The sequence below is a fragment of the Kangiella sp. M94 genome (assembly GCF_054926195.1).
Genome location: NZ_CM142903.1, coordinates 235,070 through 257,067 on the forward strand (window position 1 = coordinate 235,070; position 21,998 = coordinate 257,067).

General features: G+C 43.9%; 20 protein-coding genes. 17 read left to right on the forward strand and 3 right to left on the reverse strand.

Annotated elements, in window-relative coordinates; translation table 11 throughout:
* The first annotated feature begins 8 nt into the window (after positions 1–8).
* The 13 genes from ACYTXU_RS01230 (at position 9) to ACYTXU_RS01290 (ending at position 14,424) form a co-directional block, all read left to right on the forward strand.
* Positions 9–1,247 carry an argininosuccinate synthase gene (locus tag ACYTXU_RS01230; protein WP_462207747.1) on the forward strand — a complete coding sequence of 413 codons (1,239 nt, stop codon included), beginning with the start codon at positions 9–11 and terminating at the stop codon, positions 1,245–1,247.
* Entirely contained in the window at positions 1,244–2,347 is a 1,104-nt protein-coding gene (locus tag ACYTXU_RS01235; protein ID WP_462207748.1) for an acetylornithine deacetylase, read from the forward strand. Before ACYTXU_RS01230 ends, ACYTXU_RS01235 begins: the two co-directional genes overlap by 4 nt.
* Positions 2,340–3,677, forward strand: a complete 1,338-nt coding sequence (locus ACYTXU_RS01240; RefSeq protein ID WP_462207750.1) for an acetylglutamate kinase — start codon at positions 2,340–2,342, stop codon at positions 3,675–3,677. Before ACYTXU_RS01235 ends, ACYTXU_RS01240 begins: the two co-directional genes overlap by 8 nt.
* Positions 3,674–4,624 (forward strand): N-acetyl-gamma-glutamyl-phosphate reductase, encoded by a 951-nt coding sequence (gene argC, locus ACYTXU_RS01245; RefSeq protein WP_462207752.1) that lies wholly within the window; start codon positions 3,674–3,676, stop codon positions 4,622–4,624. The genes ACYTXU_RS01240 and argC overlap by 4 nt, the downstream gene beginning before the upstream one ends.
* On the forward strand, positions 4,617–5,936 hold the full coding sequence (gene argH, locus ACYTXU_RS01250; RefSeq protein WP_462207753.1) for an argininosuccinate lyase: 1,320 nt from the start codon (positions 4,617–4,619) through the stop codon (positions 5,934–5,936). The genes argC and argH overlap by 8 nt, the downstream gene beginning before the upstream one ends.
* A 130-nt stretch (positions 5,937–6,066) precedes the next feature.
* Positions 6,067–7,443 (forward strand): oxygen-independent coproporphyrinogen III oxidase, encoded by a 1,377-nt coding sequence (hemN, locus tag ACYTXU_RS01255; RefSeq protein WP_462207755.1) that lies wholly within the window; start codon positions 6,067–6,069, stop codon positions 7,441–7,443.
* 73 nt (positions 7,444–7,516) lie between these two features.
* Positions 7,517–8,230: a fumarate/nitrate reduction transcriptional regulator Fnr gene (gene fnr, locus ACYTXU_RS01260; protein WP_331892664.1), complete on the forward strand. Its 714-nt coding sequence runs from the start codon at positions 7,517–7,519 to the stop codon at positions 8,228–8,230.
* A gap of 52 nt (positions 8,231–8,282) precedes the next feature.
* Positions 8,283–8,879, forward strand: a complete 597-nt coding sequence (locus tag ACYTXU_RS01265) for a Yip1 family protein (protein ID WP_462207757.1) — start codon at positions 8,283–8,285, stop codon at positions 8,877–8,879.
* Positions 8,880–9,357: 478 nt separating this feature from the next.
* A complete protein-coding gene (locus ACYTXU_RS01270) occupies positions 9,358–10,218 on the forward strand; it encodes a class I SAM-dependent methyltransferase (RefSeq protein WP_462207759.1) in 861 nt (286 codons plus the stop codon).
* A 654-nt stretch (positions 10,219–10,872) separates the two neighbouring features.
* A complete protein-coding gene (locus ACYTXU_RS01275; RefSeq protein ID WP_462207761.1) occupies positions 10,873–11,355 on the forward strand; it encodes a 2TM domain-containing protein in 483 nt (160 codons plus the stop codon).
* A 101-nt stretch (positions 11,356–11,456) separates the two neighbouring features.
* Positions 11,457–12,074, forward strand: coding sequence for a class I SAM-dependent methyltransferase (locus ACYTXU_RS01280; RefSeq protein WP_462207763.1), 618 nt, complete (start codon positions 11,457–11,459; stop codon positions 12,072–12,074).
* 582 nt (positions 12,075–12,656) lie between these two features.
* Positions 12,657–13,520 (forward strand): hypothetical protein, encoded by an 864-nt coding sequence (locus ACYTXU_RS01285; RefSeq protein ID WP_462207765.1) that lies wholly within the window; start codon positions 12,657–12,659, stop codon positions 13,518–13,520.
* Positions 13,521–13,656: 136 nt separating this feature from the next.
* Positions 13,657–14,424 carry an enhanced serine sensitivity protein SseB C-terminal domain-containing protein gene (locus ACYTXU_RS01290; protein ID WP_462207767.1) on the forward strand — a complete coding sequence of 256 codons (768 nt, stop codon included), beginning with the start codon at positions 13,657–13,659 and terminating at the stop codon, positions 14,422–14,424.
* Positions 14,425–14,476: 52 nt separating this feature from the next.
* On the opposite strand, the gene hldE is transcribed toward ACYTXU_RS01290, so the two are convergent.
* Complete coding sequence (hldE, locus tag ACYTXU_RS01295) at positions 14,477–15,895, reverse strand: bifunctional D-glycero-beta-D-manno-heptose-7-phosphate kinase/D-glycero-beta-D-manno-heptose 1-phosphate adenylyltransferase HldE (protein ID WP_462207769.1); 1,419 nt, start codon at positions 15,893–15,895, stop codon at positions 14,477–14,479.
* A 153-nt stretch (positions 15,896–16,048) separates the two neighbouring features.
* Here hldE and ACYTXU_RS01300 point away from each other — a divergent pair, with 153 nt between their 5' ends.
* From ACYTXU_RS01300 to ACYTXU_RS01315, 4 genes are all read left to right on the forward strand, one after another.
* Positions 16,049–16,339, forward strand: coding sequence for a hypothetical protein (locus tag ACYTXU_RS01300; protein WP_462207771.1), 291 nt, complete (start codon positions 16,049–16,051; stop codon positions 16,337–16,339).
* Positions 16,340–16,482: 143 nt separating this feature from the next.
* On the forward strand, positions 16,483–18,900 hold the full coding sequence (gene rnr, locus ACYTXU_RS01305; protein WP_462207772.1) for a ribonuclease R: 2,418 nt from the start codon (positions 16,483–16,485) through the stop codon (positions 18,898–18,900).
* A 30-nt stretch (positions 18,901–18,930) separates the two neighbouring features.
* Entirely contained in the window at positions 18,931–19,671 is a 741-nt protein-coding gene (rlmB, locus tag ACYTXU_RS01310; RefSeq protein WP_462207774.1) for a 23S rRNA (guanosine(2251)-2'-O)-methyltransferase RlmB, read from the forward strand.
* A 29-nt stretch (positions 19,672–19,700) separates the two neighbouring features.
* Positions 19,701–20,366: a hypothetical protein gene (locus ACYTXU_RS01315; RefSeq protein WP_462207776.1), complete on the forward strand. Its 666-nt coding sequence runs from the start codon at positions 19,701–19,703 to the stop codon at positions 20,364–20,366.
* Here ACYTXU_RS01315 and ACYTXU_RS01320 read toward each other — a convergent pair.
* Together ACYTXU_RS01320 and pxpB are read right to left on the reverse strand one after the other, a co-directional pair.
* Positions 20,341–21,294 carry a 5-oxoprolinase subunit C family protein gene (locus ACYTXU_RS01320; RefSeq protein ID WP_462207778.1) on the reverse strand — a complete coding sequence of 318 codons (954 nt, stop codon included), beginning with the start codon at positions 21,292–21,294 and terminating at the stop codon, positions 20,341–20,343. The two genes, ACYTXU_RS01315 and ACYTXU_RS01320, sit on opposite strands and share 26 nt — an antisense overlap.
* Positions 21,291–21,995: a 5-oxoprolinase subunit PxpB gene (gene pxpB / locus ACYTXU_RS01325; protein ID WP_462207780.1), complete on the reverse strand. Its 705-nt coding sequence runs from the start codon at positions 21,993–21,995 to the stop codon at positions 21,291–21,293. The genes ACYTXU_RS01320 and pxpB overlap by 4 nt, the downstream gene beginning before the upstream one ends.
* Positions 21,996–21,998 lie beyond the last annotated feature (3 nt).

Here is a 21,998-nt window from a genome sequence, read left to right on the forward strand (position 1 = left end):
TGATAGTCATGAGTCAAAAGAAAGTCGTTCTAGCATTTTCAGGTGGTTTGGATACCAGTTTTTGTGTGCCTTATTTAATGAATAAAGATTATGAGGTGCACACCCTGTTTGTTAATACTGGTGGGGTAAGCGATCAAAAGTGTCAGCAAATTGAAAAGCGCGCTTTGCAGTTGGGCGCCAAGCAGCATTGGCAAGTCGATGCGCAACAAATGTTATGGCAAGAAATTATCACACCACTGGTGTGGGGCAACTCAAAGTATCAGGGGCAGTACCCACTGTTGTGTGCTGATCGTTATTTGATTGCCAAAGAATCTATCAAGCTGTGCCAGCAGTTGGGTACCAACACAGTCGCGCATGGTTGCACTGGCATGGGCAACGATCAGGTGCGTTTTGATATTTCAATTAAGGCCTTAGGTGATTACACCATTCTGTCGCCGATTCGCGACATCCAGCAACAAGTTAAGGATGTTCGGAATTATGAGATTGAATATTTACAGGAAAAAGGATTTGAAACTTCGATTGAGCATAAGAAATACAGCATCAATGAAAACCTACTGGGCGTGACTATTTCTGGCAGTGAAATTGATCAATGGCAGGAGCCACAAGATGACACCTATGTGTTGACCAGTCACTATCATGACTTTCCAAAAGAGTCGCAAAGATTAAGCCTGGATTTTGTTAAAGGTGAAGTGGTTGCCATCAATGGGCAAAAGATGACGGGCGTTGAGATCATGCAACTGCTCAACAAGACTCTGGGACAGTATGGAGTCGGACGAAGTATCTATACCGGGGATACGGTAATTGGGCTAAAAGGTCGCATTGTGTTTGAAGCGCCCGCACTGTTTGGTCTGATAAAAGCACATCAGGCTATTGAAGAGGTGGTGCTGACTCAATGGCAAAATCAATTCAAACCTCAAGTTGCTGAAAAGTGGACCGAGTTGGTTTACAAAGGTTTTTACTTTGATCCGCTGTGCAACGATTTGCATCAGTTTCTTGCTTCAACTCAGGCGCATGTAAATGGCACGGTAGAACTTCTTCTCTATTCCGGACAGCTTCAAGTGGTTGCCGTAAACAGTTCATCCATTCTGAGCACCAAAGATGCCAGTTATGCACAAAGTGCCAGCTGGGGAATTGAAGAGGCAGTAGGCTTTATTCAGTTGTATGGCAACAGCACTGCAATCTGGGCCAAAGTGAAGCAGGAGCAGCAAGAACTGCAAGAGCAGCAAGAAAAGGAAGGTGCTGTATGAAGACGTTGCTTCTTGAAAATACCATCAAGCATCTTAAAGCTTTAGTGGCCTTTGACACCAGCAATCCACCACGCAAGATCCATGAGTCTGGAATCATTGACTATTTAACTGAGCAGTTAAGTGACGCTCAAGTTGAGATCATGGATTATGGTGATGGTTCGATTAATGTCTATGCAGTTAAAGGTCAGCCTCAGTACTTATTCAATTTTCATATCGACACAGTGCCGGTAGCGCAAGGCTGGGAAAGCAACCCTTTTGCATTAACCGTAACCGATGATAAAGCATACGGCCTGGGCAGTTGTGACATTAAAGGTGCAGCAGCCTGTTTTATTGCTTGTGTTGAACAGGGCTTGAGCGATTATGCCGTTCTTTTTTCATCGGATGAAGAGTATGGCAACAGTCTCTGTGTTAAATCCTTTTTGCAGCAAAAATATGATTATGAGGGAGTCATTGTTGCAGAGCCAACTCAGTGCAAAGCGGTGCTGGCACATCGTGGTGTCGCCACTGCTGAAGTGTCCTTTACGGCAAAAAGCGGGCACAGCTCTGAGTCTCGAGCACTATCCGAAAATGCTATCCATCAGGCAACGGCATGGATGACACAGGCTATTGAATGGGCTAAGCAGCAGCTTGAGTCAAGCTATTATAATCTGCAAGGAGTCTGTCTGAATCTGGGCAAGATAGAAGGTGGCATTAAACCTAATATCATTGCGCCGAGTGTGACTTTGGAGATGGGTATCAGGCCATTGCCTGGAGATGATCCAGAACAAAAGCTACAAGAAATGGTTAACTCAATTAAGACCAGTCATCCTGTTTCAGTTACTGCAAAATTTATCGCACCTTCATTTCCTTCGATGCTTGCCGATAAACGCTCAGGTCAAAAAGAATCCGACAATATGCTGCTGGCAAGCAAGCTCAATTTAGAGTGCAGCGAGCCTGTAAATTTCTGGACGGAAGCCGCTTTGTTTTCTGCAGCGGGCTATCCAGCAATTGTTTATGGCCCTGGTAATATTGATAAAGCTCATACTGCAAACGAATGGGTTGCGCTCAGTGACCTGGAAACAGTGGTTACGAATTACTGGAGGATACTGGGTAATGACTAATCATAAAGTCAAAGAGACCATTATTCGGTTGCTCAATAATATGGGTAGCGAAAGTGAAATCCGTAAATACTTAAAACGCTTCTCCAGTAACGAAGGTATGAAATTTGCCATCATCAAAGTGGGTGGCGGAATTCTTAAAGAAGATATTGATAATCTGGTGTCGTCACTGTCCTTCCTGCAACAGGTTGGTTTGACGCCTATCGTGGTGCACGGTGCTGGGCCACAACTGAATGAGCAATTGCAGCAGGAAAATATCACAGCACAGTTCATTGATGGCAAGCGTGTCACCAGTTCGGAAGTGCTCAAGGTCGCACGCAAGGTGTTCATTTCTGAGAATCACAATCTGGTTAATACGCTGAAGAATTCAGGTGTTGATGCTGCTTCATTTTATTCTGGTATTTTTGAATGTGAATTGGAGAACGAAAGCTTGGGGCTGGTCGGCACTATTAAATCTGTGCATGACCATGATTTGATTGAAAGTGTTAGAAACGGTGCCATTCCAGTAGTCAGTCCGTTAGGTGAGACGGAGCAGGGGCAGATCGTCAATATCAATGCAGACACAGCAACTCTGGCTTTAGCAAAAACCATTGAGCCTTATAAGGTGGTATTTTTAACCAGTACCGGTGGCATAATCGATGCTAATGAAAAGTTGATGCCGGCCATCAGTTTACAGAATGATTATGATTATCTGATGCAACAGGATTGGCTACATTCGGGTATGAAGTTAAAGCTGCAGCAGATTTATGAATTATTAAATCATGTGTCCAGTGCCACTTCAGTTTCAATTACCAAACCTAGCCTGGTGGCTAAAGAATTATTTACTGACAGAGGTTCAGGCACTCTGGTCAATAAAGGTGAGAAAATTCTTGAATTTTGTGACTGGCAACAGATTGCAAAAAACAAATTAACGGACTTGATTGAATCGTCATTTGGTCACCGCTTACAGCAAAACTATTTCGAAAAAACACAGTTACACAAAGCTTATGTCACTGAGTGCTATCGGGCAGCGACCATTGTCATTCATGATTACGCCATTCCTTATCTCGATAAATTTGTAGTGGAGGATTCTGCTAAAGGCGAGGGGTTGGGTACTGCTGTTTGGAATAAGATGCTGCTTGATAATTCTCAGTTGTTCTGGCGTGCTTCGTCGCACAATCCAATCAATAAATTTTATTTTTCAATGGCCGATGGTTTTATTCGTGGCAAAGAGTGGAATGTCTTCTGGCGTGGCATTGACGATTTCGCGTTAATTCAGTCGTGCGTACAACAGGCGATCAGTAGAGCGCGGACCCTTATCAATTCAGGAGAGATACCAGGAGAACTGTCATGAGCAATATTAAGCACAAAAAAATCAGTGTTGCCCTGGTTGGAGCCAGAGGCTATGTCGGCGATGAGTTGATTCGATTACTGAGCCAGCATCCTGTCTTTGATCTGCAGTTAGCGGTTTCACGCAGTAAACAGGGGCAATTGGTCGAAGGCTACAGCAAAAAGTCATTAGTCTATCAGGACTGCTCTCCTGTTGAAGTGGCAGAAGGACTGTATGATTTGATTTTCCTCGCGTTACCGAATGGACTGGCGCCAGGCTATGTAGAGCAAATTGATCGTTTATCCAGTGAATCGGTGATTATTGATTTGAGTGCGGATTATCGCTTCGATGATAACTGGCATTACAGCTTGCCAGAACTTAACCAACAAATAGCTAGTACACGGATCAGCAATCCTGGATGTTATGCCACTGCCATGCAGCTGTCTTTGGCACCGCTTGTCTCTTCACTTGAAGGGGCAGCGCATTGCTTTGGTGTATCAGGTTATAGCGGTGCGGGAACCAGTCGAAGCGACAAAAACAATCGTCAGCTATTACAGGATAATTTGATTCCCTATCAACTGTCAGAGCATCTGCACGAAAAAGAAGTGAGTCGACATCTTGCGACGGATGTGAAATTCACTCCGCATGTTGCCGGTTTTTTTCGCGGCATTTCCATGACCACTCATATCAGTTTGCAGCAAACCATGACGGAAGAAGCTGTGATTGAACTGTACCAAAAGTTTTATCAGCAGCATCCCTTGATTGAAGTTCGTAAGACGATTCCCTTGGTCAAAGATATTCAAGGAAAAGCTGGCGCGATTGTCGGTGGTTTTAAACTGGATCACAGTGGCAAGCATTTAGTGGTCTGCTGCGTTCTCGACAATTTATTAAAAGGCGCAGCTATACAGGCACTACAAAATGCTAACCAAGCATTCAATCGTAATTCTTTAGAGGCCATTGATTATGACTAAGCTACAACAACTGTGGGCAACGAAAGGTGCGGAACAGAATGAATTGCAACAGAGGGTCGATCAGTTCATGTCTGGTCAGGATGTAATACTTGATCAGCATTTGTTTCAATTTGATATACAAGCCAGCAAAGTTCATGCGCAAGGTTTGCAACGTATTGGTATCTTAACTCAAGCTGAGCTTGATCAAATCATAGCAAGTCTGGATGACTTACTGTCTCAGTTTGAGAAAGGTCAATTTGAAAAGGGTCAGTTTGTTCTCGATCAGACATTCGAAGATGGTCATTCTGCAATCGAATACTTTTTAACAGAGCAGCTAGGTGATCTTGGCAAAAAAATTCATACCGGCAGAAGTCGTAATGATCAGGTGGCGGTTGCCACTCGGTTGTATTGCAAGCGGGCTTTGCTCGACCTGAAGCAAGTCTGCGTGAGTATTTCACAGGTGTGTTTAACTCAGGCAGAACAATATTCCGAAAGCGTGATGCCGGGTTATACCCACATTCAAAGGGCAGTAGTTTCCAGTTGGGGATTGTGGTTTGGGAGCTTTGCTGAGGCCTTTTGTGATAATGCGCAACTGGCGCAGCAGACGCTAGACTGGATTGATGCAAACCCACTGGGCACAGCTGCAGGTTATGGGGTTAATCTGGCGCTTGACCGTGACTATACCACCGAGGCTTTAGGTTTTTCTCGGATGCAGATCAATCCAATGTATGTGCAAAACAGTCGTGGCAAGTTTGAACTGCAGGTTCTGACTGCTTTTAAGCAGGCGATGCTGGATGTGCGGCGTCTGGCGTGGGATCTGAGCCTGTTTACCAGCGCTGAATTTAATCTGGTGAGACTGCCGGATCTATTCAGCACCGGCTCATCGATTATGCCGAATAAGCGTAATCCTGATACGGTAGAGCTGATGCGTGCTCAGTATGCCAAGCTGGTAGGTGCTTATAACGAGATTGAGTCATTACTGTCGTTACCCAGCGGTTATCAGCGTGATTTGCAGAATACCAAGGCACCTTTAATCAATGGCGTTACTGATGCGCAGCTTTGTTTGGAATTAGTACCCGAATTACTGTTGGGGCTTGATATTTGTCATAAGCAATGTGAAAAAGCGATTGAACCGGCCATGTTTGCAACCGATAAGGCAATTGAGCTGGCGCGTGAAGGAGTGCCGTTCAGGCAGGCTTATCAGCAATTAAAAGACAATTATCAAGAGTTAGCACAAAGGTCAGCGAAACAGGCATTGCATGATAGAGTTTCCCCCGGGGCCTGCGCTAACTTAAAGTTATCCGAACTGGCTCATCGATTAGAAAATGTGTAAAAAATACATCTTTTTAACTGATTGAGTTTCTTCAAGTAAATCTGACTGAAGGCGGGTTGATCTAGATCAATCCGCGTACCGTATAAATTACTTATCCTGTACCCATCGTAAATAAAAGCTGGTGCAGGCTATGCCTAAATCGTCCATCTGGAACCGCGAACTTGTCGAAAAATACAACATCGCTGGACCTCGTTACACTTCCTATCCAACCGCGTTGCAATTCAGCGATGACTTTGGTGTTGAGGATTTTAAAAAGACCTTAAAAACGTCGAATCCTGGCAAGCCGTTGTCACTCTATTTACACATCCCATTCTGCGAAAACATCTGCTATTACTGTGCCTGTAATAAAGTCATCACCAAAGACCGATCAAAAGCGGATCGCTATTTAAAAGCGTTAGTCAAAGAAGCTGAAATGATCGCGCCTTATGTTAAAGGCCGTAAAGTGACTCAGATTCATTGGGGCGGCGGTACGCCCACCTTCTTATCCAATGAGCAGATTGAAGGTTTGGTTAGCCAGTTCAGAGAACTTTTTGACCTTGATGATGAGAATGGTGAATTCTCTATCGAGATCGATCCGCGCAGTGTTGATAACAAAACTATGTTCAGTCTTGCCAGAGCGGGATTCAATCGCCTGAGCATGGGCGTTCAGGATTTTAATCCTGAAGTACAAAAAGCCGTAAACCGTATTCAACCAGAAGAAGATACCCGCCACTTGTTATTGCAAGCGCGACGTCATGGGTTCGACTCTATCAATATCGATCTGATTTATGGTTTGCCACACCAGACGGTCGATAGTTTTAATGAAACGATTGATAAAATAATTACAATGGCACCCGATCGTTTATCAGTGTTTAATTATGCGCACTTACCGCATCGCTTTAAGCCGCAGCGTCGAATTAACTCTTATGACTTACCATCGGCTTCTGAAAAGCTTCGCATTCTCGAGTCAGCGATTAGAAAGCTGACCGAAGCGGGTTACGTTTATATTGGTATGGACCACTTCGCCTTGCCGCACGATGAGTTGACTCAGGCTCAGGAGCATGGTGACTTGCATCGTAACTTCCAGGGATATACCACCCACGCAGAATGTGATCTGGTAGGATTGGGAGTATCGTCCATCAGCCAGGTTGGTAATAGTTACAGCCAAAGCATGCGCGGACTTGATGACTATTACGAGAAAGTCGAAGCGGGCGAATTGGCTGTATGGCGCGGTTGCTATCTGGAAGACGATGATTTGTTGCGTCGCGAAGTCATCATGCAACTGATTTGCCACTTTAAACTGGATTTTAGTCAGATAGAAAAAGCCTTTAATATCAACTTCAAAGAGTACTTTGCTGAAGAGTTGGAATCGCTAGGGCGCTTTGAACAAGATGGACTGCTCAATGTGAGTGATTCAGGCATTCAGGTCAATGATGCAGGGCGATTACTCATTCGCAACATTTGCATGGTTTTTGACGCCTATTTCAAAGAAATTAACCTCATTCAGAGCTTTTCAAAGGCGATTTAGTTACACCTAAATTGATTTAAATAATGGGCAGAATGTAATACACTGGGACAAATATTTAAGGTGTGTGAATCTTATGGCGTTGCCATCAATTAAGTGTCAAAGTTGTAGTATCAACCAGTTATGTTTACCGGTGATGCTGGCTGAATCCGAAGTAGAGCATTTGGACAGCATTGTTCAACGTAAAAAGCCTCTCAATAAGAATGAGATGCTTTTTCATGCCGGTGAAGAATTCCATGCTATTTATGCCGTCCGTTCGGGCTGCATCAAGTCTTATACCATCTCTGAAAGTGGCGAAGAACAGATCACAGGCTTTCACCTTGCTGGTGAAATTATTGGTCTGGATGCCATCAGTTCCGGCAAGCATCCAAGCATGGCAAAAGCATTGGAAACCTCAATGGTTTGTACCATTCCTTATCCCAAGCTTGAAATGCTCTCCGGAGAAATTCCTGGTTTGAGACAACAGCTGGTTCGTGTCATGAGTCGAGAGATTCATGATGATCAGGAATTGATGCTTTTATTGAACAAGAAAAGTGCTGATGAGCGCTTAGCAGCCTTCCTGCTTAACCTTTCCAGCCGCTTCGGCAAACGTGGATTATCGCGCACCTGTTTCAATTTGGTCATGACGCGTGGTGACATCGCCAATTATTTAGGTTTAGCCGTTGAAACTGTTAGCCGTCTCTTCACAAAATTGCAACAGAATGAATTGATTGCCATAAAAGATAAAGAAGTGACCATAACCGATTTAAGCAAATTAAGTGTCCTCGCCGGAGGTAAGTGCCATCACTGATAAGTCTATAGACTTAGATTAAACCGGTAAGGACAATTAAGGGGGCAGGGCAATGAAAAATCGTTTTAATGTGTTATACAATCCACCGAAAGCTTGGCAACAACTAAAAGAAGAAAAATTTACCGTAAGACAGATTTACTTGCGAATGTTGATCTGGATGGCGTTATTGCCACCAGTATTTGCCTTTATCGGTGCAGTTTATAGTGGTTGGAGAATTGGCCATGAAGAACCGGTTAAATTAACCTGGGAAAGCGGGCTGCTGATTTCAGTCGCTGCCTATTTCGCCATATTAATCGGCCTTTACATCTTCGCCCGACTGGTCCACTGGATGGCAAAGACTTATGATTCGAAAGCGACCATTCACGACAGTTTCGCATTAATTGCGTATTCATGTATGCCATTGTTTTTAATCAGTATTGTCAGCGCCTATCCGTTGTTGTGGCTGGACACCTTACTGACTCTTTTAGCGGTCGCACTGGCGTTGCGAATTCTATTCGCCGGAACGCCAATCATGATGAATATCGATAAAGACCGCGCCATGTTGTTCACCAACTCCATATTAACCGTAGCCTTGGTATTAGTGGTAGCCACCCTGGTTATCAGTGTATTGTTCTGGGCCAATGGTTTGGGGCCAGTCTTTACCCGCTAGCGTATATTAGAGGGCCAAACCGGCCCTCATCAGACTTCCTATGATTTTTTAAATGTTTGTCATTCCGTGCCCCGATACGGAATCTGCTTTTGGTTTTTAGTCATTGTGCCAAACTCTTTGTACGGACAACTCATGAGTACCCAGTGGGGCAGACCCTTGTCCCTACGACAAAACGCAGTAGGGTGGGCCTTGGCCCACCGTCTTTTTTTCGGGTGCGCGCACTGGCATTCAATGGGCAGACACTGCGCCCCTACCAATCCCCACCATCTTGTCATTCCGCACTGGTGACCAACGGAAATACCTTTAGGCAATGCGGAATCTGTTCTGAATAATCTCTAGCTCTTATAGGATGGGTTAGCATTTATGCGTAACCCATCAATTGTGTAGGTACAACTCATGAGTACCCAGTGGGGCAGACCCTTGTCCCTACCATTGAGCGACATGACTTACTCTTATAAACACCCCACAGCAATACTTTTTGAAATTGATCAGATTCCGCGCTATTCTAGGCCTTGTCGACTCTGCAACCGAATCAACCAGAAGCGACAAATCCAGAGGAATAGGAGTGGGACACACGATGGATACTGTATATAAAGGATTTAACTTCTCTTCAAATGCTGAAAACTATCGGCGCTACCGACCAGACTATCCCGATCAGCTATACCATTATCTGGCCATGTTAAGCGATAACCATGAAAATGCATGGGACGTTGCAACGGGCAATGGGCAGGCCGCCATCGGTTTGGCGCAACACTTCTCCAAGGTTTATGCGTCCGATATCAGCTCACGCCAGTTGGAAAATGCTCATCAGCGTAGCAACATCAAATATTTCATTGGCAGTGCCGAGCAGTGCAAATTCCCAGATGAAAGCATGGATATCATAACCGTCGCTCAGGCACTACATTGGTTTGATATCGACAAGTTTTTTTCCGAGGCTAAAAGAATATTGCGTCCAGGAGGGATACTAGCAGTCTGGAACTATCAACTACTGGAAATTAACCTCGAAGTCGATGCCGTTATACGCCATTTGTATGATCGGGTACTAAGCGATTATTGGCCGATGCAACGGAAAGTGCTGGAAAATCATTTTGCCGATTATCAGTTCCCATTCGAAACTGTCCCCACCCCCGATTTTAAAGTCGAAAAAACCTGGTCATTCGATCAAGTGATTGGGTACCTCAACAGCTGGTCAGCAACCCAGAACTATATTCAACAGGAAAATAAAAATCCTATTAGCCCTTTATCACAAAAACTAATCTTCGCCTGGTGCGATACTAACCACATGAAAAAAGTACAGTGGCCCATCAAACTAACCGTGTGTCGAAAACCTAAAAATTAAATGTTTGTAGGGACAAGGGGCTGCCCCACTGGGTACTCATGAGTTGTCCCTACGACAAAACGCAGAAATCTGTAGGCTGGTGATGTACCCCTAGGGCAGGATCAGCAAAGCGAGTCCCAGCAAATGTGCCAACCATTGACTTCCGTAGGGTGGGCCTTGGCCCACTGTCTTTTCTATTTCGGGCACACACAGGCACCCAAAGGGGCAGACCCTGCGCCCCTACCAATCCCCACCATCTTGTCATCCTGAACTGTGACCAAAGGAAATACCTTTAGGTAATTCAGGATCTGCTCTTAAGCTTTTCTGCACACAGTAAGCCGCGATGTACCTAAAGGGGCATACCCTAACAACCCCATACACCTCGTCATTGTCGGGCTTGCCCCGACAATCCAGTGCCTTTAAAAAGGCTCACACTGACGAATAAGTGATCCACAGCCCAATCACCCAAACCAACGAAGCCATTGCAATACCCGAAACTTAATTATTGTAAGGTGTTATCTCCCGCATAAAAAGAATAAATGGAACAGATATCTAACAAGAGTTAAGCTACAAACCATTGATTTAAACACTGTGTCGGAACAAAGTCGGGTAAATGCCGTTACAAAATATCGGTTTTGCGTTCATTATTTGATGTGAACAGCAAACGGAGCTTTTATGTTAATTCGTAAACTTAGAGTAAAAAATGGCTGGACCCAGGAACAACTAGCTAATTTCAGTGGGCTTAATATCCGTACCATTCAGCGTATTGAGCGCTCCCAAGGAAATGTTAGTCTTGAATCATTAAAATCTCTAGCTGCTGTCTTTGAAATATCAGTTAATGAAATTCAACAGGAGCTGGAAATGACAAATTCGAATACAGAAATAAAGCAAGATACTGCAGAAGAAAAAAAGGCATTAGAAGAAGTGCGCGACATAAAGGGCTTTTACCAACATCTGATTATCTTTGCAGTTATTGGTGGTATTCCCGTGGTAGCAGGCTTGATAATCAACCCAGAAAGCTACTGGATTATATTGCCGCTTATCGGATGGGCTATAGGCGTATTGATTCATGGCTTGAATGTATTTGAATCCGTCAATATGTTTGGCCCTAAATGGGAAAAGCGAAAAGTTGAAAAAAGGCTGGGTCGAAAACTTTGAAATGGCTTCAAAAGAGACGGTCAACAATGATTGTTTCTTGAAAGACACTTGTAATTAGTGCAAAAGTTAGCTTTATGAAATATAAAAGGGAGGTGAGAGTGATGAAAGATTCAAAGGATTTTTGGGACAAATCAGCAGAAAAATACATCAAAAGTCCCATCAAGGATGAAGCGACCTATCAGAAGAAGCTGGCAATTACTCGAGAGTACTTGAAGTCAGATTGGCAAATACTCGAGTTTGGTTGCGGCAGTGCCGCAACTGCAATTCTTCATGCTCCTTATGTAAAACGTATTGTTGCGACGGATATATCTGGCAAAATGATAGAAGCAGCAAAAAGAAAAATGGTAGAGGATAATGTTGATAACATTACTTTTCAGCAAGGTGCGTTAAACGATTTAGAATTGGAGGATGAAAGTTTCGATGCTGTTTTAGGATTAAATGTCTTGCACCTTTTGGAAGATGTTGATAGTGCGATTATGAAGGTTCGCCAACTATTAAAAAATGATGGTGTTTTTATTTCTAGCACGTCGCTGATAGCAGAAATCAATTTGGTATTTCGATGGTTGATATCTGGTATGCAGCTCCTTGGACTGGCACCCTATGTCAGCAGGTTCACCAAAAAGCAACTTATGACCAAATTACAGAAAGCAGGTTTCACGATAGAGCGAGAATGGCAGACTAGCCGCGAATCGGTTTTCATTGTCGCCAGAAAAATATAGTCAGCTAGCGTAGCCTCGAAGGAACTATTGTGACTATGAGGTTCTGTTAAAGATACCTCGATTACGACCAACGGGAGTGCCCTTGGTGCGCCTACGCTAATCTAGGCTACACAAACTTAAGTCACAGGTTATAACTATCCCCACCTCCTTGTCATTCCGCACTTGTGACCAACGGAAATACCTTTAGGTAATGCGGAATCTGCTCTTAAGCTTTTCTGCACACAGTAAGCCGCGATGTACCTAAAGGGGCATACCCTAACAACCCCATACACCTCGTCATTGTCGGGCTTGACCCGACAATCCAGTGCCTTTAAAAAGGCCCGAACTGACGAACAAGCTATCCATACCTCATCCACCCAAACCAACGAAGCCATTGCAATATCTAAAAACCTAACTATTATAAGGTGTTATCTTTTATAGTAATGTCCGCTTTTCTTGGTATTAACCGTAAAAATGGATGTTGGGAATGAATAACTTAAACCGTAAGGTTAACTGAGCTACCCGGTAATGCAGTATTAGTTTTTAGCGAGGGAAAGTGTTCTGAAAAAATATACATATGATCCTGTAATCACAGGTGTTTTGGTGGGTTTTGGTGCACTGATACTATGGTATTTCTCTTCCTTGGCGGTAGAAGAGAGGGTATTACCTGAATATTTTGAACATATATCTAGATTTTTTACTGTACTAATAGCAGCATTGGTTGGTGCATTTGCTGCGTTTCGTTTCAATTCAAAACTTGATAGTAAAAAACGTGAACGTGAAACATCACAGTTCTATTTAGATATTTGCTCTGATAATTATGAGACCTTTTATAAAACATTAGATGGTTTAAACAACGTCAGAGTAGACTGGATATATGCAGCCAGACTGTTACTCGAAACAAAGGAATTGGAGAAGGAAATTACCTACGAAGAGCACAATAGAGTAATTGAAGTTAAAAAAATGAAAGTGCGGCATGATCTTCTAAACCAGTTCCAAATTATAGATCATGATAAAAATACAGAAAGCCCACTTCCAGTAGCATTTTTCTATGGTGTAAAAAACTGGAGGGATTACATTGACTCACCAGATGATGCTGCATATGAAGCCTTTAGAAGAGACCGTCCTGCAACATTTAGCGAGCATGAGGTATCTCGAATAGAGCGATTACCCATGCTTTCCGAACATAGTGTTTATATTATTTTCGAGTTTCTTGCTTGGCCTGAGGACTACGACGATCCATTAAGGAAGCACAAATATACGTCTGACTGGCCAGATGATGTTAAGAACTTTCAGGGTGAAGGAGCTTTTAAGTATATTAGGCATAGACAGAATTATGTCCATCCAGAATTTGGTATTTCTAGAGAGGGCCAGGCTAAAATTAGAGAAATGATAAAAAATGGCGAAGTGAGGGTAGCTGAGGTCATCCCAGAAGAGGGTGAACAAAAAAATAAAAGGGAATATTAAGAGAAAGTATTCGGCACGAATAAACCTCCGATATTGGTGAGGGTTGAGCATGATTAAATCGTGGATAAAGTTTGTGGATTCCAACAATTTGAAACTTCGTTCCCTGTTTGGATTACTAATAATGAGGAAAAATTAAGTGGAATTTGTTCCAGAGAATGAACTTGAGTTATCGCTTGTCAAAGCTGCTACTGATGCTGCACATCGCCCTCAGTTCTACAAAGACTTATGTAATGCAGATTTGTTCATAATTCAGCATGGCGAGAAACCACCCGAATCACATGAAAGAGTTACTTTGACAGAAGGGAAAGCAATACAAATTCAGAATATAGAGCATAATGGAAAGCCCTATATTCCTGTTTTTTCTTCAGTGAATAGATTGCAGCAAGTGATTGAAACGGAAGTCGCTTATCTCGGTGTAAATGCTTTAGAGTTAATGAAACTTACGCAAGGCGCTGAGTTATTGTTAAACCCAGGTTCTGATTATGGTAAAGAATTTACCAAAAGCGAGATTGAATCAATAATTGATGGCTCTATCTGGGGACCTCCTGAAACACACACTCAAAAAACAAGCGCAGAAGTAATGCTTGGGCAACCTAAGGTTTACCCACAAGAACTAACTTCTGCACTATCCCGTTTTTTTAAGACAAAGAAGCAAGTCAATAAGGCATGGGTGGCTCACTTCCATAATCCTGATGATGGACTGCCTCCTCATACATTAATTGCAGTTGATGCAGGTGAGTTTTATAAAGAAATAATCGGAGAGATAGGGATGATAATTAATAGTATAACTATCCCTAACCCACCTGTAGACATAATCCCAATCACTAACGGAAGTGGCCTTGAGCAATACTTTTTGAATGGGCAAAAGCCTTTTTATAAAAGAAAGGTTTTTGGATTGTTCTAATTTGTGGAGAAGGTCTAGCCTCTAAGTCGTGATAGTTATTTCGGGGTTTTACCTACCCTCGCGCCTTTTCTATTATCTTCGTAGTAGAAACTCCATCCACAAAATCGAGAATAATAACTTGTCCGCCACTTTTCATGACGGCGTCTCCGCCGGCGATTTGTTCGGGTTTGTAGTCGCCGCCTTTTACTAGAATATCAGGTAGGCATTCGCCGATTAATCGTGCTGGCGTGTCTTCTGTAAATTCTACTACCCAGTCGACGCTGGCGAGTCCTGCGAGCACTGCCATTCTTTGATCTACGGGATTGACGGGTCTGCCTTCGCCTTTCAGTCTGCGCACTGAGTCGTCGCCATTGACTGCGATAATTAATCGGTCGCCAAGGGCTGCTGCTTGTTTAAGGTAGCTGACATGGCCTGCGTGGAGGATGTCGAAGCAGCCGTTGGTCATGACGATGGTTTCGCCGGTAGCTTTGGATTTTTGAATCAGCTCTAGCAATTCGTCTTCGCTGACGACACCTTGCGATAGTGGCTGGTGTTGTAACATGACGTTGAGAAGTTCCTGGCGAGTGGCGGTTGCTGTGCCGAGTTTGGCAACGACAATGCCTGCGGCCAGGTTGGCGATTTGGGTCGCGGATTTATGATCAAGACCACTGGCTAAACAGGTTGCCAGGGCTGCGACTACGGTATCGCCAGCGCCTGTCACATCGAATACTTCACGTGCCTGTGTCGGTTGCAGGAAGGGTTCGTGGTCATGTTCAAAAAGAGCCATGCCTTTTTCGCTGCGGGTGACTAACAGCGCGTCAAGATTTAAAGCTGCACGTTGCTGCTGACCCTTGTTAAGGAATTCTTCTTCATTGGCACTATGTCCCGCTATCAGATCAAACTCAGACTGATTAGGCGTGATGAGCGTGGCGTTTTGATATTTGCTGAAATCAGAGCCTTTTGGATCAACGATAATCGGTTTACCGGCTTTTCTTGCGGCTTGAATAATGGATTGTGGATCTTGTAGTGTGCCTTTGCCGTAATCCGACAAAACAATCAAATCATGCTCAGTTATAAGCTGTGCCACTAAATCTAAATCAACGCCGGATTGCAGTGAAAAATCTTTTTCAAAATCGAGGCGGATCAGTTGTTGATGACGGCTGATGATGCGCAGTTTTGTGATGGTGTTCTGGTGTGCTCTTTGATCAAAGGCAGATCGAATATTATGGCTATTGAGCAGTTTGGATAGGCTGTCCGCTGCCTCGTCCTGACCTGTGATGCCGCATAAAGTAACCTGGCTACCTAAAGCTGAAATATTCAGCGCAACATTGCCCGCACCGCCAGCTCTGTCTTCTGTTTCGAGAACATTGACCACGGGTACCGGCGCTTCCGGCGAAATACGCGAAGTGCCACCATGCCAATAGCGATCCAGCATGATATCGCCAACTACTAAAATCTTTGCGTTAGAAAAGTCAGGTAGAGTTACTTTCAAGGGACGAACCACAGTCGTTTCTTAATGTAGCGGTAATAATACCCATTTGTGGACAGGCATGTAAGAGCTAATCAGCAAATTGTGAAGAAAGTAGTAGCAGTATCCTGCATTCGGCCTATAGTGAAGGTGAGCCCATATAACTGGAGAATAACGATGAAAAATGCTTTAAAAATTACCATTCTATCGTTTGTGTGCGTATTAATGGCAGCATGTGCTGGAGCGCCTAAAAGCGAAAGTGCTGAAACTTGCCGCATGGCTCTGGATATTGCTTATGAAGAGTTGAATTTTGCTGAAAGTGAAGGTTTTGCAGGAAGTGTGAATTACACTAAGGCAGCCAGCTTACTAACGGCCGCAAAGACCAATCAAACTTTTGAGTCGTATGACGCATGTGTTAAAAACGCTACCAAAGCGAGATATTACATTGCTGAGTCGAAAAAAGAGTAAATTAAAGATAAATGAACCAGGGCGGCTTTTAGCCGCCTTTTTACTATCTAGAGATATTGGTCTGGACGCATTGGCCTTGCTTCGGATAACCGTTACAATGGCCTAGAGCTGTTATTTGATGGCTCTGTAACTAGGAATACTATATGTCAAAAAGAAAGAACCAGGATCCACAAGCTGAGTTAGAATCTCAGCGCTACAACAACCCAATCGCAAGTCGGCAGTTTATCCTGCGCCAGTTGGAGGAAGCAGGCGAGCCTGTTTCGCTGGATCAGTTAGCCAAGCGATTGGAGATGAAGGAACCTGAACAGATTGAAGCACTACAGAAACGCCTTAACGCCATGGAGCGAGATGGGCAGTTACTCTGTAACCGTAAGGGGCGCTTTTGTCTCGTAGATGCCACCGATTTGGTACGCGGTAAAGTGTTAGCGCACAGAGACGGCTACGGCTACTTAGCGCTGGAAAAGGGTGGTGACGATTGGTACTTATCGCCTCGTGAAATGCATTCTGTGTTTCATGGCGACAAGGTTCTGGCGCGAGTTAGAAATGTCGACCGTCGCGGACGCACTGAAGGTGCCATTGTTGAAATTCTCGACGGCTCAACCAGCCATATTGTAGGGCGCTTGCACGAAGAAAATGGTCTACGGTTTGTAACTTCTGAAGACCCCAGAATTTTACATGATTTAATGATCTCACCAGACGACTGCATGAATGCGGAAGTCGGCCAAGTGGTCGTTGCGCAAATTGTTCAGCGCCCAAAACGCAATCAACACGCACGCGGAATCATCACTGAAGTATTAGGTGATTATTTGTCGGCGGGTATGGAAATTGAAATAGCCATTCGCAATCATCAGATCCCGCATGAATGGCCGGATGATGTTCTGTCTGAAGTGGGCGAGTTGCCGGTCGATGTGACTGAGAAAGACTGGCAGGGCCGCGTCGATTTACGTCAGTTACCGCTAGTGACTATTGATGGCGAAGATGCGCGTGATTTTGATGATGCTGTCTATTGTCGTCGTAAAGCCAAAGGTGGCTGGACCCTATGGGTTGCCATTGCTGATGTCAGTCATTATGTGCGTCCAGGCACTGCGTTAGATGACGAAGCTGTTGAGCGCGGAAACTCAGTGTATTTCCCGGAGTTTGTAGTGCCAATGTTGCCAGAGCTTTTATCGAATGGCCTTTGCTCATTAAAACCCAAAGTTGACCGCTTGTGTATGGTGGCTGAAATGTCATTAACGGCAACCGGTCAGGTCACTACCTCTAAATTTTATCCTGCAGTGATGCACTCTCACGCACGTTTTACCTATGAGAAAGTGTGGGGAATATTAAGTGGTGATGAAGCATTACAAAAAGAGTATGCACCATTAGTTGGTGACCTTAAAGAGTTACACGAATTATTTAAAGCTCGCCTGAAATTGAAAGAAGGGCGTGGTGCCATCGAATTCGAAACCACCGAAACGCAAATCATATTTGATGAAAATAAAAAGATCGAAAAAATCGTTGGTCGAGTGCGTAACGACGCCCACAAAATCATTGAAGAGTGCATGATCTGTGCCAACGTAGCGGCGGCTGAGTTTATTGAAAAATATGAAAAGCCTGGCGTCTACCGCGTCCACGAAGGCCCTTCAGAAGAGCGTCTGGAAAAATTCAGAGCCTTCCTTGGTGAGCTAGGCATTTTCCTGTTTGGTGGCTCGAATCCAGAACCGAAACATTATCGTGAATTGCATGATGCGATTTCGGAACGTCCGGATCAGGAGCTGATTCAGACCATGATGCTGCGTTCGATGATGCAGGCGGTTTACAGCCCAGACAACCAGGGCCACTTTGGTTTAGCTTTCGATTCTTATACTCACTTTACGTCGCCAATTCGTCGCTATCCGGATTTACTGGTACACAGAATCATTAAAGCAATTCTTGCACGTCAATTTGATTTTGCTGGCACAGACGGTGGTGTGGAGTACGAAGAGAAAGAGTTGGTTGCCTATTCCGAACACAGTTCAATGACCGAGCGTCGTGCTGATCTAGCCACACGTGATGTTGTAGATTGGTTGAAGTGCGAATACATGTTGACCCGTGTCGGCGAGGAATATTGGGGCACCATTTCAAGCGTGACCAGTTTTGGTATCTTTGTCGCGTTAGATGAACTGTTTGTCGAAGGTCTAATCCATATCAGTGAGCTGGGTGATGATTACTATCACTTTGATGCCTTGAAAATGCGACTAATTGGCGAGCACAAACGACAGTCTTATCGTGTTGGCGACCGCGTGAAAATTAAAGTTGCTAATGTTGATATGGAGCAGCGCAACATTGATTTTGCACTACTCGATCGTGAGCATGTTAAGCGTGAAGAACCCAAAGGAGCTGAACGGAAAAAACTGTATGCCAAAGCTAAAAAATCGGGCTCTCTCAGTGGCGATGGTAAAAAAGGCAAAGATGGCAAGAAGCGTCGTGATTACCGCAAAGGAACTGACAAAGGCAGTAAACCAGCTTCAGGAAGCGCCAAGAAGGGTGCTAAAAACGCCAAGCCAAAACGCGGTAAGAATGGCAAGAAAAAAGCTAAGTAGCAATTTAAACCTAATTAAAAAGAGTTACCCATGTCAGAATTAGTCTATGGACTTCACGCGGTTGAAGTCCTGTTAAAACGTAGTAGTGATAGAGTTGAAAGATTGTATATTCAAAGCAATCGTCACGATCAGCGCTCGCATAAAGTCGTTAAGTTAGCGCAGGATAAAAATATTACGATCATCCAGAAGGAGCGCCAAGAGCTTGATGAGATGACCGATCAACGTCATCAGGGTGTGATTGCCGTTTGCCGTCCAGAAAAAAAGAAAAGCTTCCACGAGAAACATATCCCTGACTTACTGAATCAGATAGAAGGAGCGCCATTGATATTGATACTGGATGGCGTGACCGACCCGCATAATTTGGGAGCTTGTTTGCGTAGTGCCGATGCGGCTGGTGTACACATGGTTATTGCGCCGAAAGACAATGCCGCCAGTATCACTGATGTGGTGCGTAAAGTTGCTTGTGGTGCAGCTGAAACGGTGCCCTTTATTCCAGTAACCAACCTTGTTCGTGCCATGAAGCAGCTACAGGAAGCCGGTGTCTGGATTGCCGGGACAGCTGGCGAAGCTGAACAGGATATTTATCATGCAAAACTTATGGGACCGCTAGCGATTGTCATGGGTGCCGAAGGCGAAGGTATGCGTCGCCTGACACGTGAAAACTGTGATTTCCTGATTAAAATTCCAATGGCCGGAGAAGTCTCTAGCTTGAACGTATCGGTGGCAACGGGTGTAACACTATTTGAGGCGGTACGACAAAGAATACAGTAATTGTTTTAGCTGAAAGAAAGGAAAAAATAATGAATAAAGTTGTTTATGTTTTATTGGTTGTGTCTATTATTCTAAATATTTACTTAGGTTTAGGTGAACAAAGAAAAGAAGTTGTTGCTGTGAGCTCTGAAAAAGTAGTTAAAGAGCATGATAATGACAATTATCATTCATACATAGAAACAATAAATGACCTAGAAGAACAAAATAAGCTACTGAAACAAGAATTAGCCAGCCTTAAAAAGCTCTCATTAGTTGCAGAAGGAGCTATTAATGAAAGTGCAGAAGAAGAAGTTATAGAGCATTCTGAAACAGCTACAGTTGAAAGGTTAACACCTGAGCAAGAAAAGTCCTTTTATGAAGAATATAAAGAGAAAAAAGCATCAACACTTCAACAGTACAAAAATGAGGGAGTCGATCCTATTTGGTCAGCTGAGTCTGAATCTCATATAGCAAAGCTTATCTCAGACTCTAACTTTGCGTCGGAGTTTAGTTTGAACGGAGTTAGCTGTAAGACCACTATGTGTAGAATAAGCGTCACACCTTATATTGAAAATGATGGTGCAAAAGTTGCTGCAATGATGAATATATCTCAAGCACTTTATACATCAGAAAGATTTAAGGGTTATGTCTCAACCTCAAAACATTTAGATGACAGTAATGCAGTGGAAATCATATTCTATCCACAAACCGATTGAGCTTATTTAAGAGCATTTCTAACGATTGGGATTTATCTTCTAACAAACCTATTGCTTGATTAATGCTCATAGGCTGAAAGCTAATTGAGTCATTAGCTTTAAGTTGTCCCAATACTGGTAAGTCTGCGGTTATGACTTGTCCTATCCTGTGATATCCGCCCGTCGTTTGTCCATCAGCTAAAGTGATAATCGGTTGCCCATCTGGTGGTATCTGAATGGTGCCGGATGTGATGGGAGCGGTGGTCATAGACAAAGATTGTTCTGTTTTTAGAGCGCTGCCTTTTAGACGCATCCCCATTCGGTTACTTTGGCTGGTGACATGATAGGCGGAGTGAAGAAACTCTTGTTGCATAACACCGCTAAAGCATGACCATTCTCTGCCTTTAATAAAACGTATTTGATAGTTATCACCAAACTGAAGTTGCAACTCTTTGGGTGTTGTTTTTGCTTCTGGCTTGAAGTGATTCTTCAAAACTAGCATGTCATCATTTCTGAAAGGTTTTCCCTCAACACCTCCAAAATTAGCCATCAAGTTTGTTGAGTAACTACCCATGATTTCAGGACAATCCGGCTCGGCTGAGAAAGAGAGGTAGGCTCTAGCACCATTAAATAATTTTCCGAACCGTAACTGGTCGCCTTTTTTAGCAAGCAAGGTTTGATGCATAGGAACTGATTTGTCATTTAGCAGCAGTTCAAAGTGAGCGCCTGTGACAGCAATCGCCATGTCTTGAGTGAGTTCGATAACTGGGCCGGCCTGGGTTATTTCAAGACAAGCAGAGTTAAGAGGCTTGCTGACTAGCCAGTTGGCTATTTGCAGGCTAACCGGATCAAGGGCACCATTATTGGGAATGCCGTAACGGCGGAAACCTGGTCGGCCTAAATCTTGCAGGCTGGTTTGTAGACCACCTTTGAGGAAACGAATGCTCATGCCTCCTCCTTATTCAGCTTTTCAAACTCATCAAAACTAATTGGCACAAAGCGTACCTTGTCCAGTGGATTGGCAATAGCAGGCGGCGATTGATCAACATTCAGCATGGTAATGGGCGTACGACCAATAATCTGCCAGCCGCCCGGGCTTGCAATAGGATAGACCCCCGTCTGGCTGCCGCCGATACCGACTGAGCCAGCTTCAATGCGTGTACGAGGATTATCTCTGCGTGGGCAATGCAGGCGTTTATCTAAATCGCCTAGGTATAAAAAGCCCGGTAAGAAACCAAGCATATAAACGGTATATTCTTGTTGGGAGTGAGACCGAATCAATTCATCAACTGTCATTTTGCAGTAGTCAGCGACATACTCTAAATCGTCCGCTACTCGTGGGTCATAACACACGGGGATTTCTATAAGAGAGTCTTGCTGACTGGATACTGGCTTTGCTTTTTTGATGGCGCTATTCAAAGTCTGCTGTGCTTGCTCTGGATTAAAGTGCAGCGGGTTAAAGATGACCAATAGACTGTTGTAGGCGGGCACCTGCTCAATAAAACCTTCAATCTGTTTTTTGGTAGCAAGCTCTGTAATGGTTTCAGCAACGCCTAAAATAAAACGAGTTAAGTCTTCACTTACAGTGCCTTCAAACTCAATTAGAATGGAGTGGTCGCTGTTGATAAAAGTTGTGAATCCGAATGACATCTT